This window comes from Calyptranema fuscum S582 (assembly GCF_055793305.1).
Map to the genome: position 1 here is coordinate 96,924 of NZ_JBSLYH010000003.1, position 16,305 is coordinate 113,228.

The 16,305-nt window shown below is 49.0% G+C and carries 13 protein-coding genes; 8 read left to right on the forward strand and 5 right to left on the reverse strand.

Translation table 11 applies throughout. The features are described from left to right. On the forward strand, nt 1–3,339 hold the full coding sequence (locus tag ACR6Z4_RS03350; RefSeq protein ID WP_479715801.1) for a DUF3769 domain-containing protein: 3,339 nt from the start codon (nt 1–3) through the stop codon (nt 3,337–3,339). Nucleotides 3,340–3,454: 115 nt separating this feature from the next. After that, entirely contained in the window at nt 3,455–4,264 is an 810-nt protein-coding gene (locus tag ACR6Z4_RS03355) for a hypothetical protein (protein WP_479715802.1), read from the forward strand. Nucleotides 4,265–4,483: 219 nt separating this feature from the next. Here ACR6Z4_RS03355 and ACR6Z4_RS03360 read toward each other — a convergent pair whose 3' ends face one another. After that, the gene (locus ACR6Z4_RS03360; protein WP_479715803.1) at nt 4,484–5,020 is read right to left on the reverse strand and encodes a phycobiliprotein lyase; all 537 of its coding nucleotides are present in this window, start codon (nt 5,018–5,020) and stop codon (nt 4,484–4,486) included. Nucleotides 5,021–5,266: 246 nt separating this feature from the next. Continuing rightward, nucleotides 5,267–6,142, reverse strand: coding sequence for a branched-chain amino acid ABC transporter permease (locus ACR6Z4_RS03365; RefSeq protein WP_479715804.1), 876 nt, complete (start codon nt 6,140–6,142; stop codon nt 5,267–5,269). A gap of 877 nt (nt 6,143–7,019) precedes the next feature. Here ACR6Z4_RS03365 and ACR6Z4_RS03370 point away from each other — a divergent pair. Continuing rightward, nucleotides 7,020–7,442: a hypothetical protein gene (locus ACR6Z4_RS03370; protein WP_479715805.1), complete on the forward strand. Its 423-nt coding sequence runs from the start codon at nt 7,020–7,022 to the stop codon at nt 7,440–7,442. A gap of 96 nt (nt 7,443–7,538) precedes the next feature. After that, nucleotides 7,539–9,560 carry a tetratricopeptide repeat protein gene (locus tag ACR6Z4_RS03375; RefSeq protein WP_479715806.1) on the forward strand — a complete coding sequence of 674 codons (2,022 nt, stop codon included), beginning with the start codon at nt 7,539–7,541 and terminating at the stop codon, nt 9,558–9,560. An 11-nt stretch (nt 9,561–9,571) separates the two neighbouring features. Here the strand turns inward: ACR6Z4_RS03375 and ACR6Z4_RS03380 are convergent, their stop codons facing one another. The 3 genes from ACR6Z4_RS03380 to ACR6Z4_RS03390 all read right to left on the reverse strand — a co-directional run bounded on the left by ACR6Z4_RS03380 (nt 9,572) and on the right by ACR6Z4_RS03390 (nt 11,274). Next, a complete protein-coding gene (locus ACR6Z4_RS03380) occupies nt 9,572–9,973 on the reverse strand; it encodes a helix-turn-helix domain-containing protein (RefSeq protein WP_479715807.1) in 402 nt (133 codons plus the stop codon). After that, the gene (locus ACR6Z4_RS03385; protein ID WP_479715808.1) at nt 9,957–10,256 is read right to left on the reverse strand and encodes a type II toxin-antitoxin system HigB family toxin; all 300 of its coding nucleotides are present in this window, start codon (nt 10,254–10,256) and stop codon (nt 9,957–9,959) included. The genes ACR6Z4_RS03380 and ACR6Z4_RS03385 overlap by 17 nt, the downstream gene beginning before the upstream one ends. A 100-nt stretch (nt 10,257–10,356) precedes the next feature. After that, nucleotides 10,357–11,274, reverse strand: a complete 918-nt coding sequence (locus tag ACR6Z4_RS03390; RefSeq protein ID WP_479715809.1) for a Uma2 family endonuclease — start codon at nt 11,272–11,274, stop codon at nt 10,357–10,359. Nucleotides 11,275–11,430: 156 nt separating this feature from the next. Between ACR6Z4_RS03390 and arfB the strand changes: the two genes are divergently transcribed. The 4 genes from arfB to ACR6Z4_RS03410 all read left to right on the forward strand — a co-directional run bounded on the left by arfB (nt 11,431) and on the right by ACR6Z4_RS03410 (nt 16,242). Beyond that, nucleotides 11,431–11,856, forward strand: coding sequence for an alternative ribosome rescue aminoacyl-tRNA hydrolase ArfB (gene arfB, locus ACR6Z4_RS03395; protein ID WP_479715810.1), 426 nt, complete (start codon nt 11,431–11,433; stop codon nt 11,854–11,856). Between the two features lie 333 nt (nt 11,857–12,189). Beyond that, the gene (gene egtB, locus ACR6Z4_RS03400) at nt 12,190–13,461 is read left to right on the forward strand and encodes an ergothioneine biosynthesis protein EgtB (RefSeq protein ID WP_479715811.1); all 1,272 of its coding nucleotides are present in this window, start codon (nt 12,190–12,192) and stop codon (nt 13,459–13,461) included. 316 nt (nt 13,462–13,777) lie between these two features. Beyond that, nucleotides 13,778–14,779, forward strand: coding sequence for an L-histidine N(alpha)-methyltransferase (gene egtD, locus ACR6Z4_RS03405; RefSeq protein ID WP_479715812.1), 1,002 nt, complete (start codon nt 13,778–13,780; stop codon nt 14,777–14,779). 869 nt (nt 14,780–15,648) lie between these two features. After that, nucleotides 15,649–16,242, forward strand: coding sequence for a rhomboid family intramembrane serine protease (locus ACR6Z4_RS03410; protein WP_479715813.1), 594 nt, complete (start codon nt 15,649–15,651; stop codon nt 16,240–16,242). Nucleotides 16,243–16,305 lie beyond the last annotated feature (63 nt).

Below are 16,305 nucleotides of genomic sequence, written 5' to 3' on the forward strand. Positions count from 1 at the left end.
ATGCCCTACCCGGTTCCGCCGCCAGCTCCTCCTCCGGTCGTTGATATTCATGTACCTGAGGATTCGACCTATTCCAGTTCTATACCAGCATCCAGTCCGGCTACAGACTCTATTTCCTCTGTAGCCTCTTCTGCTGTTGGCGATCGCCCCCCTGTCGAAAAATTTCCCCCCGAGGTTTCACCTGACCCACAGCTGCAACCTGTAGGAACTGTGAATGGCTCAGACTCCAGGCGAGAAAAAGCCGAGAGTGACGTTGAGGATCGCCCGCCCACCATTCCGGAGCGTGAAGCTATAGATCATCCGCCCTCCGCTGCAAATACAGAAGAGCCGGATGCGCCATTGGTTGCCGATCCGGCAGCAGGAACCGCTGCCAGTCGAGCTGAGCTGCTAGGTACTTCTATAGAAGTAGGGTTAACAACTCCGTCAGCATCACCCGTATCGAGTGCCTATGGTGTTAGTGCACCGCCGATTCGCTTTGGTGTGGCTACGCTGACCGCTGATTTGCAGCCACCTGTTTCGCCGCCATCGATCGCGATCGCACCTCACCAAGGGCAATCTGTCGTAATACCGCCAGCATTTGCGGTTCCGACTCCAGTTCTCGACTCATTAGTTGACCAAACGCAAGATTATTCCACGGCGACCCCTGCGTCAGCATCCATCCCACCCGATCTCAGTAATCTGGTGGAGCTAGACCATCTGATTGCCGCAGAACGCCGTTATTCCATGGCAACCGCCGAGACTGACCTTGAGGAAAGGGGCGATCGCCCCTTAACGGCGTCATCGTCTGCCAACCCCTTGACGCAAACCATCGCTGCACCGCCCATAACCTTTGGCATTGCTGCACTAACCCCTGATTTTCAGCGGGCAGCCATTCCGCCGCTATCGCTTCAGACGGTGGCACTGCCGCGTGCCCTTGCACTTCAACTTCCCCTGTTAGATCGGCTGATCGATCAAGCGAGAGTGCCATCATCCACGGCTCCGTCTCGTATTGCCCAGAGTTCTACAGAGTCATCTAACGATGGTTCTGTAACCCCTCCACGCATTCTGGTTGAACCGCTTAATTCGATCCCATCCGATCTGTCCGACCCCTTACCCGATACCGGATCATATCCGCTTCCCGCAGACCAACTGGATCTGTCCGACCCCTTACCGGGTGATGAATCATATCCAGTTCCTACAGACCAACTGGATCTGTCCGACCCCTTACCGGATGATGGATCGTATCCGATTCCCACAGACCCATCGGATCTCTCCGAACCCCTACCGGAGGGAGAATCCTATCCGATTCCGGTAGAGTTACCGGGTCAAATTTTTGAGCCATCCACTCCTATTCCGACGGAACAGCTCCCAAGCAGTCCGGGGCAAATTTTAGTGATCCCAGAACCGGGAAGTCTTCCCCCGACCCCGACCCCCTCGGACACACCGACTCCTGACACGCCGACCTCACCCTCCACGACCACTAACGTTCCCGTTACACCCGATGATGTGGTGGAGTTACGAGCCGATCATCAAGAATATGACACGTTGCGGCGCATCATTACGGCAGAAGGCAATGCAGTCATGCAATTTCGTCAGGGGGTACTTGCAGGCGATCGCCTACAAGTGAATTTACCGAACCGCACAGCGGTTGCCGAAGGCAATGCCGTATTGACTCGCGGGGATCAGGTCTTGCGTGGCGAACGGTTTACCTACAACTTCACCCAAGAACAAGGCACAATTTTTAATGCCAGAGGAGAAGTTTTCTTACCGTCTTCTCAAAATGATTTTTCTCCGACCTTGCCAACCGATGTCAGTGCCGGAACCTATTCAACGGTGCCTCTGACCGACCAAATTATTGCCGAACAACCTGTAACGGCCATTACCAGTGAAGGGGGCTTGACCTTTAACGTTGGTGAAGGCACAAGTTCTCCCACCACAGGGGCGGGCGGTCCCGGAACCACTGGCTCGGTCAGACGCATCCGCTTTGAAGCAGAGCAAATTGAATTCACAGGTGAAAATTGGGTGGCGACGAACGTCCGCCTGACCAATGACCCCTTTTCACCGCCCGAATTAGAATTGCGGTCTCGGCGGGTAACATTTACCCGGTTGTCGCCGACTGCCAGTGAAATTCGTGCCCGCAACCCTCATGTTGTGATTGACCAAGGGTTTCGTTTTCCGTTTCCACGCGATCGCATTGTCATTGATCAGCGAGATCAAAATCCTGGGTTAATCCAATTTGGCTACGATGAAGGCGATCGGGGTGGTCTATTTATTGAATCGACCTTTAATTTAATTGCTACTCCGTTAGTGCGATTTACGGTCATCCCCCAATTATTGGTGCAGCGAGCGATCGAAGACAACAACGGTGATTTTCTCGATCTGACCAGCTATGGCTTGATTACAAACCTCGATATTACGCCCGATCCCTATACCACAATTGAAGGGCGTGCCGTCTTTACCAGCCTTAGCCCCGATGATTGGGATACAGACCTGCGTACCAGTTTACGAGTACGACGGTTGATCTTCGGTAACTATCGCTTGACCGCAGAATATAGCTATCGCGATCGCTTATTTAATGGATCGTTGGGTTTCCAGAATGTACAACGGAGTGTTGGGTTGTTGCTCACCTCACCCATCATTCCCATCGGGGATACCGGGATCAGCTTGAGCTATCAAGTTGGCGCACAATATATCAATGCCAACACCGATCGCCTCGACCTATTACCTGCAATTCGACAGAATAATCGGGTTGATTTGGGGCGTTTCCAGGTCAGTGTAGCCGTCAACCGAGGATTTTTCTTGTGGACAGGACAACAATTGCCCCGCACCCGTGATCAAGGAATGCGCTATACGCCTAACCCAGTGTTGCCCTATATCCAACTATTTACAGGGGCGCGAGGAGTTCTAAGCTATTACACTAGCGATGATACGCAACTGGCGTTGACCGGCACCATCGGACTACGAGGGCAGTTTGGGCATTTCTCCCGCGACTTCCTCGACTATACTGGCTTCAATATTTCTTACTCACAGACGGCTCAGGACGGAGATTCTCCCTTCCTGTTTGACCGCTCTGTGGATCGACAAGTGCTTTCGGGCGGTATTATTCAACAATTGGTGGGTCCAATTCGAATTGGCTTCCAGTCTTCTCTTAACCTTGATACGGGCAAAGAAATCGATACAGACTTTATTATTGAGTACAGTCGTCGAACCTTTGCCATTACGCTGCGGTACAATCCGGTTCGTGAAATTGGTTTGTTAAGTTTTCGCCTAAATGATTTCAATTGGAGCGGAACTCCAGAACCCTTTTCGGGTCTAGATGACGGTACGGTAGAAGGAGGTGTAAGGCGCGGAAATAATTAGGGTTTTGAGTATAGCCCTCTTCCCTTTCGAGATTTAAGAATGCCAAGATCAGTAATGCAGTCGAGCAATATGTTCGACAACTTGACTGAATTGTTAGACCTCAACGAATCCGGCTATGACAGAACTGGCAAAGGAATCTACGACGTTAGAGGTTGAAACTCTACTTCACAACTATGGTTTCGATCTGGGTGGATACACAGCAAAGGCGTTGATTGACCATTGGTCACACCACCACCCGTCACCGTGGTTGAAGTTTGCTGTGATTGAAGCCCTCTATCAAGGACGCTACAAAGCTGTTTCTGTCGATCAAATTCTCACCCTGTGGCATCGTCGAGGTCAGCCCTGCCAACACTTTAACCATGAGTTTGAGCGCATTGTTTGTAGTCGCTTGCCACGGGATCTAACGGCACAACTTGAGCCGACCCCGGCACAATTGCTCTGGTCAGAGAGGACAGTAAACCCTCCAGCCCGACCCAGCCCGGAACGGGTGTTCCGCAGTTCCTCTGCGGCAACTATTCCAGCGAAAGAAAATCCTAGAGCAGAGGCGATCGCCCCTGCTAACCCTCCAGAATTGATGCCCAAATCACCTGGCTTTGAGGCAGAGTCAACTGTGCCACAAGACCTGGAGTCCAGTGAGACACAACTCTCTAACCCACTAGCAGCGGATGATAGCGGAGACGATGCTGACCTGACACTTAAAATTCAAACCTTTAAGCCTGCCTCACTGGCTGACTTACATGGGGCTCAAGACGGCAACTGGTCGAAAGGCGAGGCGGTCAAACATCCGATCCACCAATTTATCCCGACGGCTGAAGTGTCAGAGTTTTATATCAAACTCAAAGCGGTTTCGCAGATTGACGAGAGCGCGGCGACCGAGAATCTACGCATGACGGCAGTTGCCGAAGCCAAAGAGCGCACGTCCTGAACAATAACCCACAGCTAGTGCTTTGTTAAGTATTTTCTGACGGGTGATGTGCCGCGCTTCGCGCGGCACATCACCCGTTTTAACCGTCAACTTTTAATTGACAGACCACTAGATGTTGCAAACACAAAATTTTGCAACATGGGGGTTCGGGGCTGCGCCCCCAAAAGGGGGTTTTACCCCCTCCACCTCCTCTAAAACTTTTAAGTTGGTGTACTAGGACTATGAGCCAGCCAATTTCGTCACACCCATACGAATTTCGGAGTGGAATAGAGAGCGACTAAAGCCCCCGGCTTGTTTTGCAACACTGGTTCTCAGGCGCAAATTGGGACTGGCAAACCAAATACGTTCTTCAACATAAAGTGTGTCGTCTTCTGTCGTCAGGGTCAAAACATCATCGTTGCCCATGATATAGCGACCGATCGCCCCTGTTCCGTTGCCGGGACTGGTCTGACGCAACACTTTTCCTTCGCTTGCGTTATCCGGGTCTGGAATAAGAACCAGAATCACAGAACCTGACCGCTTGCTGGTCTCTTGATCCATGGCACCATTCCAGCTTGACTGAACGGCACATAAGGTGATCGCCGGATCAACCGAATATTGTTCGCAAAGTTTGATCACCTCTGGCGCATCGTTGGCAAGCATCTCAATATAAACATCAGACTTGCCACTTGCGGCGGGTTTTGATGCTGGATGATGAGTGGTTTTCTGAGAAAACCATTTGCCGGCACTTTGCTGGAAAAACTCGGTAACGTTCATGAACTTGCGGATGCTGAATCAGAGTTGCAACACCCTCTATCTTAAACCGAGGTGAGTTCGAAATCTTTTTCTGGGATTTCTTCCCCACCGACATTGTAGACATTACTGAATCCATGTAAGCGTTTGGCTCGGAAACCGCAGGTTTCCGAGCCAAACGCTTACCCAAAACCAATGACACTGAAGTGAGCGTGGGTCGAGGTAGACGGGTCGCCCCCATTTACTCCCATCCTCTTATCAAGGTAACGTTTAGAGAGTGCCTCTAAATAAACCCTGGGGACGAATGAGTAAGACCAAAATCATGAGCAATAGGGCAACACCCAGTTTGTATTCAGAGATCCAGTACGCACTGACTTCTTGAGCGATACCGATGACAAAAGCTCCCGCGATCGCCCCATAGGGATTGCCAATGCCACCCAAAATCACCGAGGCAAACATCGGCAGGATCAAAAACCAGCCCATATTAGGACGAACAGCCGTAATCAAGCCATACATACCACCGCCGACGGCAGTCAAGCCAGCGGCAATCACCCATGTCCAGATGACAACCTGTTCGACATTGATCCCCGATACCCTCGCTAGATCGACATTATCGGCAACGGCTCGCATTGCCTTACCAATTTTGGTATTTTGCAAAAGATAGTGCAGTGCCAAAATTACCAGGATGGCTAACCCCACGACAATCAAACGATTTTGCGCAATTTTTAACCCAAACACTGTGAGGGCGCTGGCAACGGGTAAATCGTAGCGTTGGTTATCTGCACCCCAGATCAAGATAATGCCGTTGCGAATGAACAGGGCTAACCCAATCGAGACAATAATTAAACTCGTGGAAGAGGCACGGCGATCGCGCATTGGTTGCCACAACAGCTTTTCACTCAACAGCGCAGCACCGATGGTAAAGCCTGCACCGATCAAAATCGATAGCCAAATATTGACCCCCATACCATTGGCAACCAGAGTCAGATAGGCACCCAGGGTCATGAAGTCGCCGTGGGCAAAGTTAGCAAGGCGCAAGATACCGTAGGTGAGGGTCAACCCCACCGCAGATAAAGCAATGATGCTACCGACTGCCACACCATTAACAAACTGTTGAAAAAGTTGTTGAATGACTGCTGAATCCATGAGTACCGATGATAAATGGGCAGAGGATTAAGGATCACCAATTAAATAAAACCCGGATGTTTCCGGTTGGCAGAGCGGCGACGCCGCGCCGCCAACCGGAAATCTGCGGGTTCGTTAATCCACAATCCTAAGGCAAACCGTAGAATTTTTTCGACAAGAAAATTCCACCATTCGAATAGTTTAAGACGTTAACCAGAACCTTACTCGTTGATTAGCGCTGCCAGTGATATTGATGGCTACAGAAAATGGGTAGATTCTGACAAACAGCGATCGCCATTAGCTTCACATCAGGATTTAGCATTTCGGTTGGATTGTTGGGTCAGTTCCTGTATCTCTGAGCGAACTGCTAAACCCCTACGGTGAAATGCTAAACCTCTACTGTTTGGATGGCAGGCGATCGCTCTTTGCATCCCCTATCGCACCGATCGCCACCGATCAGAGTCATCCAATGGCGCGTAAAGTTTTCAGCCAGATTCAGGTTTTTTCTGATAGAAAAGGAACAGTTTGACCTGGAGTGATTACCCCATGACTAACTCTGTATCTTTAACGGCTGGCGCGATCGCCCTTTATCGGGTTTTCCATATGCTGGCATCGTAGAAATGTTAATTGGGCTTAAGACAAGGTTGATGCGGCTAGGTTCAAGCTTGGGGGATATCCCCCAAACCCCCTTTTTGGGGGACGCCCGCTTCCCCCAAACCCCCTCCGAAGGGTTTGAGGGTGGGTAGCAGGTCGCGCTTCGCATTGCCTTCGCAAGGGAGATAGTCGAAGGGTGGGGTGACATTCTATTGGCTATTCTCTTAAGCTCACGAATACAATAGGCTGCGAGCGCATAATTTTGTATCGTTGCCCCCTGATTTTGAGTTCACAGGAGTTTTTGATGGAACCCATTAGCTCAGCCGCGATCGCCATTGCAACGCTCATTCTCAATAAAGCCTCTGAAAAGACGGGTGAAAAGCTAGGTGAAGCCATCAGTCACCAGGTCGGTAAGCTGGCACAGCTTGTCAAGGGCAAAGCGCCAAAAATTGCGGCAATTGAACAGACTGATCAGATGGTAGATTACGGGCAAGCCGTTTTGGAACTGGAAAGCGCGACAGAAACCGATCCAACACTCTCACAAACCGTCCAGGAATTAGCAGCGGCAGTTCAGGCAGACCCAACATTAGCTCAACTCGTCCCTGCCTATGCTGAAGCGCTTCGGCGATCGCAACCGACAACGGTGCAAAACTGCGGCAAGCTAGCAGACGAGATCAAAAACCAGTTTCAAGGGAACACCTTTAACGCACCCGTTACGTTTAATTGACTGGAGTCGCCCGAACGGGAACGGGCAAAGTCAAGCACCCCACGATTTCAGGTTCGCTATCCTCGCAATCCCCATTTCACGGGTCGAGAGCAACTATTGCAAGACCTACACGATACCCTCATGGGCACAGGAGTGGCAGCGTTGGGTCAGGCAGCAGCGATCGCCGGACTGGGTGGCATTGGCAAAACCCAAACGGCCGTGGAATATGCCTACCGTTATTATCCGGAATTTTATGACTGGGTGTTTTGGGTCAAAGCAGACACCGAATTGAATCTGGTGACGGATCTGGCGGAGATAGGGCGATCGCTCAATTTCCCAGACGGCAAGCTAGATGAATTGGCACGGCAAACCCGCCGATGGCTGGAAACCCACGATCGCTGGTTGCTGGTTTTTGATAATGCCGATCAACCCGAACTGCTCAAACCCTGGATGCCGAGCCATCCCCAAGGACGAATCTTACTGACCTCACGGGCACAACGATTTGCCAGCGTGGGGATTCGGGCACCCATTACACTGAAGAAACTGTCGATAGAGGAATCCATTGCCTTTTTGCAAGACCGCACCCAGCGCCCCCACTTGGACGCTGAGGAAAAGACAGCAATGACAGCACTGGCGCAAGAGCTGGATGGATTGCCGCTGGCATTGGAGCAAGCCACCGCCTATCTCGATCGGATGGTGGTATCCTTTGCCGTGTACTGGCAGAATTATCAACAAAAGCAGTTGGAATTGTTGGAACGGCAAAAACCAGAAATCGGGGATTATCCTGCATCAGTAGCGACGACCTGGTTGTTAAATTTTGAGGAAGTGGAAAGACGCTCACCCACCTCAGTGCCGATTTTGCAGTTAAGTGCAGTTTTGGCAGCAGATGATATCCCAGAATCGGTATTGCTGGCAGGAGCAGAGAAATTTGGGTTGGTGGACTGCACTGATGAATTAGCGTTGGCAGAACAACTGGCAGCCCTGACCGATTTTTCGTTGATCCAGCGGGAACGCGACACCTACTGCTATAGCATTCACCGCATGGTGCAGGCTGTGATATGGCAACGCCTGACTACCACGGAGCAGCAAGCCTGGATCAACCGTGCCATTGCCGGACTGAATGCGGTATTTCCCGATGTCGAGCAGTTTGCCAACTGGGCAGCATGTGGGCAACTCGTACCCCATGTCCAGGCACTCGCCACCCGCCCCGAAGCCACAGCTATAGAAACAACCGATTGGGCACTGCTCCTGGATCGAGCAGGCTATTCCTTGCACCAGCAGGGACGTTATGGGGAAGCCGAACCAATGCATGTGCGATCGCTCCAAATTAGTGAGCAACAGTTGGAAGCCGACCATCCCGATGTCGCCACCAGCCTCAGCAATCTGGCAAGCCTCTACTATTCGCAAGGACGTTATAGCAAGGCGGAACCCCTCTGGGTACGGGCGCTCAATATCCGACAATGGCAGTTGGAAGCCGACCATCCCGATGTTGCTACTAGTCTCAACAATTTGGCACTCCTCTATGGAGAACAAGGGCGATACAGCGAGGTAGAATCCCTGTATCAGCGATCGCTTAATATCCGAGAACGGCAGTTAGGTAGCGACCATCCCGATGTCGCCAATAGTCTGAATAATCTGGCAGGGTTTTATTATTCACGGAAACGCTACAGTGATGCAGAATCTTTGTTTCGGCGATCGCTCAATATCCGAGAACGGCAGCTAGGTAGTGACCATCCCGATGTTGCCAACAGTCTAAATAACTTGGCAGGACTCTACAAAGTGCAAGGAAGATACAGCGATGCAGAATCCCTATATGCACGATCGCTCCAAATTAGAGAACAACAGTTAGGTAGCGACCATCCCGATGTCGCCAGTAGTCTGAATAACCTGGCAGGACTCTGCGATTTGCAAGGACGCTATGGCGAGGCAGAACCCCTCTTTGTGCGATCGCTCCAGATTAGAGATGTGCGGGCATTAGACATCTTGGTTAAGAGTCTAGGAGACAATCATCCAAATACTCAAACCATCTATCAAAATTTTCAACTGTTTCTTCAGCAGGTCTTGCAAGAGCGGCGCACCAGGGAACTATCAGACCATCCACTGACCCAGCATTTATTAGAAGAGTTAGCCTGGAATTAACTCGATCATGCTCAGGTCAAAAATAGCTCCCAATCGACTTGAAAAAATTGGGCTAGCTTTTTGGCTTCATCGATCTGAATGACTTCCTCGTCCAGCAAAATTTTTGTAACTTGTTCCTGCGTTCCTAAAACTGGAATCAAGTCAGATTCCTTTAAATCTCTAGCATCCATCAAATGCTGCACCATCGAACCGGAGGTTCCTGAAGGAATGGGATAGTGTTCCGCTTCAAACTTCTCGATTAAGGTAATTAAAAGCTCTAGAAATGTTTCTTCTTCCAGCGATCGGATGGGGAGATGCTCCAGTTCCTGCGCTAAGGCGATCGCACTCTCACTTTCTGCTGCCGTTGTGATCGGTTTTGGCTGATAGCGAACTAATAGTTCCGTATAAGACTTTGCATCAAAAGTACGAGTCATTTTTCCACTCATCCTTGTCATACTCTGCGTGAGTCAGAACATATTTGATATAAATTCTTTGGGATGCATAAATGAGATCAACAATCAGCCTGTATCGATTTCCCTTAATATTAAATACCGTGAAATTTCCGACTGCCTCCGCTTTAGGATAAGTTTGTTGAACATCTAGCAAGTTTTGCCATTGGGCTCTACTTGCTACTCGGTACCAATCGTAAAGCGCATCACAGACATCTGTATGCTTTTCGCAAAACTCACGCAATTTCTTTCGGCTAATGACACGCATTGCAAAATCGATTGATGATCCGCCATTGCCATTTTATTTAAAGCTGGCTGGTGATGTCTACCTTTAGGGCGATCGCCCTTTTCACTAATTAATACCCTTTCTAAAGAGCCTGGATTTGTTCATCCGATAATCCCAAAATTTGCACCACTTGAGCCAGTTCCATTCCTGTTGCTAATAGATTACGAGCCGCTTGCAGCACTTGCACCTGGGCTTGTTCCTTTGCCGATCGCTCTTGTTCTGCCTGTTGCTCAACTCGTTCCGTATCGGTCAATAACCAGTTGCCAGCGCGATCGCACCAGCGCAACCAGGCTCCTGGGATGCCTTCAAATATCCCATGCCAGATGCCTAGACCAATGTCTAAATCGGCTAACCAGGCGATCGGGTTTTCTGGGCGCAGAGCTTGTTCTTGATACTGTCCACCATCCAGTTTGAAATAGCGCAACTGTTGACTGTAGCGGCTATAAACCAGATAGTGCGGGATGCGCAAATACCGCTCGTAGACCTCTAATTTAGCGGGTGGTTGGGTGGCGATCGCGGGCTCTACGGGATGAGTGGGCGACGTTGAAGCGAATGGTAGGCGTTCTGGATCGACAGCGTTAGAGGGTTCACTATAAAACCGTCCCAGATCTTCGACTTCCGTACCGGGCGATAAAAACTCGATCGCCACATAGGGATTTTTGCCTTCTTGCCAGACGACGTAACTGCGGCGCAGATCGTGACCTTCATACAAACGTGGCACATCGACTGCCAAAAACCAATCGGGACGCTTAAACCACAACGGATGATTGACATCGTAGTAAAGATTTAGATCAGATGCCATAAAGCAATGGTCGCGGCTGTAGCCAGTTAATTGCAGGGTGCGACTGAGCAATTGCGGCTGAAGGTCATGAAATTCGTCCGGCAAACCTGGTTCCTCAGGATTCTCGCTGGGTAAATCGTACATGGTGGGCAACGTTTCTCGGGGCGATCGCGGTGGATCGACCTGTTCGAGGATGGGTTTGCGAGTCAGGGGAACCATAGCTTAAAACCCAGTCGAGATGGCTAACTCAGATCTTGCAAATGAGGCGGATTTGGGCGGCGCGCCGCCCAAATCCGCCTGTTGAGAAAGGTGCCAGATTTAAGCGAACGTTGGAGTTCATGTTAGGGTGAATAGAAGCCGTCCCATGAAGCAATTATGCTGCAAATCTCTAACAGCGTCAGCATCCCAGAGCATGAAATCGAGATGAGTGCAGTGCGATCGCAAGGGGCGGGTGGGCAAAACGTTAATAAAGTATCCACTGCCATCCATCTACGCTTTAACATTGGGGCATCGTCGCTGCCCGATCGCTATAAAGAACGGTTATTGCAACTGAGCGATCAGCGCATCACGAAAGAAGGGGTGATCGTGATCAAAGCGCAAGAGCATCGCAGCCAGGAGCAAAATCGAGAAGAAGCGTTGCAACGCTTACAAGACTTTATTAAAGGGGCGATCGTTGTGCCCAAGCCGCGTAAACCCAGTAAACCCACGCGGGGGTCGCAGCGGCGACGGTTAGACAGCAAAAGCAAACGCAGCCAGATCAAGGCAATGCGGAGCAGAATTACAGATGACTCTGCGGGTTGAAATCTGATAGAAATCTGATAAATCTCTAAGTTTTCTTTAATCCAGGCATCAGTTGCGCTCAGTAAACTCCTTAGGTCATTATCACTTTCGCTGCACGTGAGCGAGAAATAATCAGTTCTATCAACATCTCTCTATCCTTGAGTAGGAGCCTGATTCTACCTTCTTTGTTTACAATCGATGGGTCATCGCTAGGGGTCAGCGATGGGATGCTCAATCTCGTCTTAACCCTCATCGCTGAAGCTTAAAGCAGGTCACTGTTGCATGGGATGATTTGCCAGGCTTTGTTTTGGCATACCTATTCCCATTTCCCTCAACGTAACGAAAGATTTTTTTATGTTATCTAAACTTTCTTGCTCACCGACGGGCACGGCGCTATCTTTAAGCGATCGCTACCAGTCTGTTCGGTCTCTCAGTCAGCAGATTTGTCAACCATTGGCAATCGAAGACTACGTGATTCAAACCATGCCCGATGTCAGCCCGCCCAAGTGGCACCTGGCTCACACCACCTGGTTTTTTGAAACGTTTTTGCTAGAACCGCATCTTCAGCATTACACTGTCTTTCATCCTAAGTTTGGCTATTTGTTCAATTCGTACTATGAAGCGATCGGGGAACGACATCCTCGCCCCCAGCGTGGACTACTTTCTCGCCCAACGGTAGAAGACGTCTATCGCTATCGAGCCTACGTCGATCAAGCAATGCAAACGCTGATTCAAGAACAACTTGGAAACGTTGAAATCGAAGATTTGATTACGTTAGGTTTGCATCATGAGCAACAACATCAAGAACTATTGCTAACTGACCTAAAACACATCCTGGCGTATAATCCACTTCGTCCTGCCTATCGTACAGATTTACTAACTCCTGAAGTCAATGCGATCGCGGCTAAAGAACAATGGCTCGACTATCCGGGAGGCGTTAATCAGATTGGCTATGAGGGTAATGACTTTGCCTTTGATAACGAAACACCACGACATTCTGTTTACCTAAACGATTACTGGCTGGCAGCGCGGCTAGTGACGAATGGGGAGTACTTAGAATTTATCAATGCGGGTGGATACGAAAAGCCAGAATATTGGCTGTCAGAAGGCTGGGCAACCATTTGCCGTGAACGCTGGCAAAGTCCGTTGTATTGGGAAAAGATAGCAGATCAATGGTGGGTCATGACTCTGGCAGGGTTACGCCCCCTGAGTGAGCATGAACCTGTTTGCCATGTCAGCTTTTATGAAGCCGATGCCTATGCTCGTTGGGCAGGGAAGCGTCTGCCATCTGAGGCAGAATGGGAAGTGGCTGCCAGCCAGGTCGAACAACGGGGTAATTTCTTAGAAACAGGCTTTTTGCATCCGATTCCGGCAAGCGGGGTCACTCGTCCTGATCAACTCTTTGGGGATGTTTGGGAATGGACTCAAAGTGCTTATCTGCCCTATCCCGGATTTAAGACTGTAGCCGGTGCGATCGGTGAATACAATGGCAAGTTTATGTGCAATCAAATGGTGTTGCGCGGTGGCTCTTGTGTGACCCCACCCGATCATATTCGTTCCACCTATCGCAACTTTTTCCCACCCTCAGCCCGCTGGCAGTTTTCTGGAATTCGATTGGCAATGTAACAAGGCTTATCATTCAGCTCATCGTTAGGTTCGTCCCATTAAGTGGCTCACCCTAATTAACAACACTAAGCCTTGATGCCAGGTCAACACCAACGGAGTTAGAACCCAGGTCAGTTCGGCGCGTGCAGCAATGTTGCACGCGCCAAACCAAATGTTCGAATGAGATTAAATCTGTGATGCGTAATACAGCAGTACGGATTAGCGCTAGGACGGGGTACAGGGAGTGAAACCCCTGCATGAGTGCGGTGTCCCCACCCCCGAATGTCCTACTGGATTGCGTAGAGCCATACTTTCAAGTTTATTGAGGAGCAAGTACATGGTTTTTACACTGAACGTTGATACAAACGCTCAACATGACGATCAATCAAACGTAAAATTTTATGATCTTCATCCGGCAATCGATGATTTTCATGCTGAAGTGTTGAACGGATTACATCAGTCCGAAAAAGCGATCGCCCCTAAATTTCTCTACGATAAGCAAGGTGCAGAATTATTTGATGCCATTTGCACATTGGAAGAGTATTATCTAACGCGCACTGAAATGCAAATTTTGCGCAGCAATGCGGCTGAAATTGCAGGTTTAATTGAAGATGGAGTGTTGATTGAGTTTGGTAGTGGCAGCAGTCAAAAAATTCGTATCTTATTAGACGCAGCTCCTCACCTGAGAACCTATATTGCACTCGATATTTCCAAGCAACATTTGTATGAATCTTGTGTGGAACTGGTGCGTCTTTATCCTGATCTGGAAGCGATCGCCATTTGTGCAGACTACACCCGTCCTCTAGAATTACCCCAGATTCCATCGCTTTCCGGTAAATCTAAAATCGGCTTTTTCCCCGGCTCTACCATCGGCAATCTGGAACCGGAAGATGCCATTCAATTCCTCAAAAATGCTGCCCATGTCGTGCAACCCGACGGAGGCTTACTCATTGGTGTGGATTTGAAAAAGAGTGCCGACATTTTAGAACCTGCCTATAACGATTCACAGGGTATCTCGGCAGCGTTTGCGCTTAACTTACTCCATCGCATGAATCGTGAATTGGGGGCTGACTTTGATCTCAACCAGTTTCAATATCGTGCTTTTTATAACCCCATCGGGCGGATTGAAATGTATCTGGAAAGCCTAAACGATCAGGTGGTTCATTTCGATCAGACTGCGATCGCGTTTCAAGCAGGCGAACGAGTGCGGACTGAATATTCCTATAAATACAGCATTGCCGACTTTCAGGAATTAGCCGTCGCCGCAGGCTTCCAACCCAAACACGTGTGGACAGATCCACACCAATTATTCAGTGTGCATTATCTCAAAGTGATGTAATTCTCAACATTACTTAAAGATAAAAGTATTTCATGGGCAACCTGCGGTTGCCCACGAAATACTTTCTTCCTATCCCTATGCCGTGCGCTATTTCTGATTAGGGGAACTCAATTCAGGTCAACTGAACCGCGCCAAAAATGACATCATGATCAATTTCTACAACGGTCGGATCTGTCGTTGGCGAGAATACATTAACAACCAAGTATGAGACAGTAAATGAACTTTATACAGATTATTAAATGTCACTATTGGAGGGTCTATGAATACGACGCCAGATTGCCCCTTCTGCTCTCATACTGTCTTACGTCATATTAGTCGCGGTCATGTCTATTGGTTTTGCAAGCATTGTCACCAAGTTGTTCCTGTTTTTAAAAGTGTTCAGCCCCTTTCTGTAGAAGTTACAAAAGTTCGAAATTAACTCGTTTGTCATTCCGATTAACCCTTGCTTTAATACTTTCTTCTATAACTTTTTGCAGAGATTCATATTACATTCAGAGTTTTCCAGCTTAGAATATTTTCCAGTCTAGATTGTCTATATCTCTAAGGATCACGCATTAATTAAAATCCAAAGTTGATGTTTGCAGGCGCGGCGTTGCCTCGCTTCAACCATAAATCTTCGGTTTTATAAAATCCACGATCCTAAGGGACGAGTGTTGCAAACACCAAATTTTGCAACATAGCGGGTGGGGGTTGTCAAACTTCTAATGGCGTCTACTAGACATATAAATCTCAATCTTGTGGTGGCGCAGCTTCGCCGCACCACCATAAAACTGGAACTTGATTAAACCTGAAGATCTTCAGCCCTTTCTCTGAAGGGTTCACTCCCTCCAAGCTGACGAAAAAGTTTTAGTGAAATCATTAAAGCCGTGATGACCCCGATTGAGCATTCCGTGGACTTGACCAGTCATGCCCGAATTTTGTTTGGTTTTATTGGTGGAATGTGGATCGTCTGGGTGTTAGACCAGGCGTTAGGAGGCTCACTCAAAAACGAATTTGGTATTCATCCGCAAACTGACAAAGGGTTAAAGGGCATCTTATTTGCGCCCCTACTGCATGATGACTTTGCTCATATTGTTGCCAACAGTTCAGCCCTGGCTGTCTTGGGAGGGTTGTTAATCATTTGGCAGGTGGAATATTTTTTTATCGTCACCTTTGTTAGCTGGTTAATTAGTGGTTTGGGAATCTGGTTACTGGCTTCGCCCAAGGGCAATCATATTGGTGCCAGTGGCATTGCTTTTGGCTATTTGGGCTTTTTTTTGTTGCGGGGATATTTTGAACGTAGTGTCGGGGCGATCGCATTTGCGGTCTTAGTCTCGTTGCTCTATGGCAGTATGCTTTTAGGGCTGTTACCCATTCGAGAAAAGGTATCCTGGCAGGGTCATGTTTTTGGCTTCCTGGGTGGCGTATTAGCTGCCAAATTTTTGCCAGAATTACAAATCTGGTTCAAAGGCTTGTTTTATTAAGAATCCCACATTAAATAACCTGTAATTCCTTTTGAGAGAGTGACGGCGGAGCCGTCACTCTCT

Bases quoted from the DNA above. Each gene is read 5' to 3' on its own strand.
- ACR6Z4_RS03350 (WP_479715801.1), top strand. From the start codon at position 1: ATGCCCTACCCGGTTCCGCCGCCAGCTCCTCCTCCGGTCGTTGATATT.
- ACR6Z4_RS03355 (WP_479715802.1), top strand. From the start codon at position 3,455: ATGACAGAACTGGCAAAGGAATCTACGACGTTAGAGGTTGAAACTCTA.
- ACR6Z4_RS03360 (WP_479715803.1), bottom strand. From the start codon at position 5,020: ATGAACGTTACCGAGTTTTTCCAGCAAAGTGCCGGCAAATGGTTTTCT.
- ACR6Z4_RS03365 (WP_479715804.1), bottom strand. From the start codon at position 6,142: ATGGATTCAGCAGTCATTCAACAACTTTTTCAACAGTTTGTTAATGGT.
- ACR6Z4_RS03370 (WP_479715805.1), top strand. From the start codon at position 7,020: ATGGAACCCATTAGCTCAGCCGCGATCGCCATTGCAACGCTCATTCTC.
- ACR6Z4_RS03380 (WP_479715807.1), bottom strand. From the start codon at position 9,973: ATGACTCGTACTTTTGATGCAAAGTCTTATACGGAACTATTAGTTCGC.
- ACR6Z4_RS03385 (WP_479715808.1), bottom strand. From the start codon at position 10,256: ATGCGTGTCATTAGCCGAAAGAAATTGCGTGAGTTTTGCGAAAAGCAT.
- ACR6Z4_RS03390 (WP_479715809.1), bottom strand. From the start codon at position 11,274: ATGGTTCCCCTGACTCGCAAACCCATCCTCGAACAGGTCGATCCACCG.
- arfB (WP_479715810.1), top strand. From the start codon at position 11,431: ATGCTGCAAATCTCTAACAGCGTCAGCATCCCAGAGCATGAAATCGAG.
- egtB (WP_479715811.1), top strand. From the start codon at position 12,190: ATGTTATCTAAACTTTCTTGCTCACCGACGGGCACGGCGCTATCTTTA.
- egtD (WP_479715812.1), top strand. From the start codon at position 13,778: ATGGTTTTTACACTGAACGTTGATACAAACGCTCAACATGACGATCAA.
- ACR6Z4_RS03410 (WP_479715813.1), top strand. From the start codon at position 15,649: ATGACCCCGATTGAGCATTCCGTGGACTTGACCAGTCATGCCCGAATT.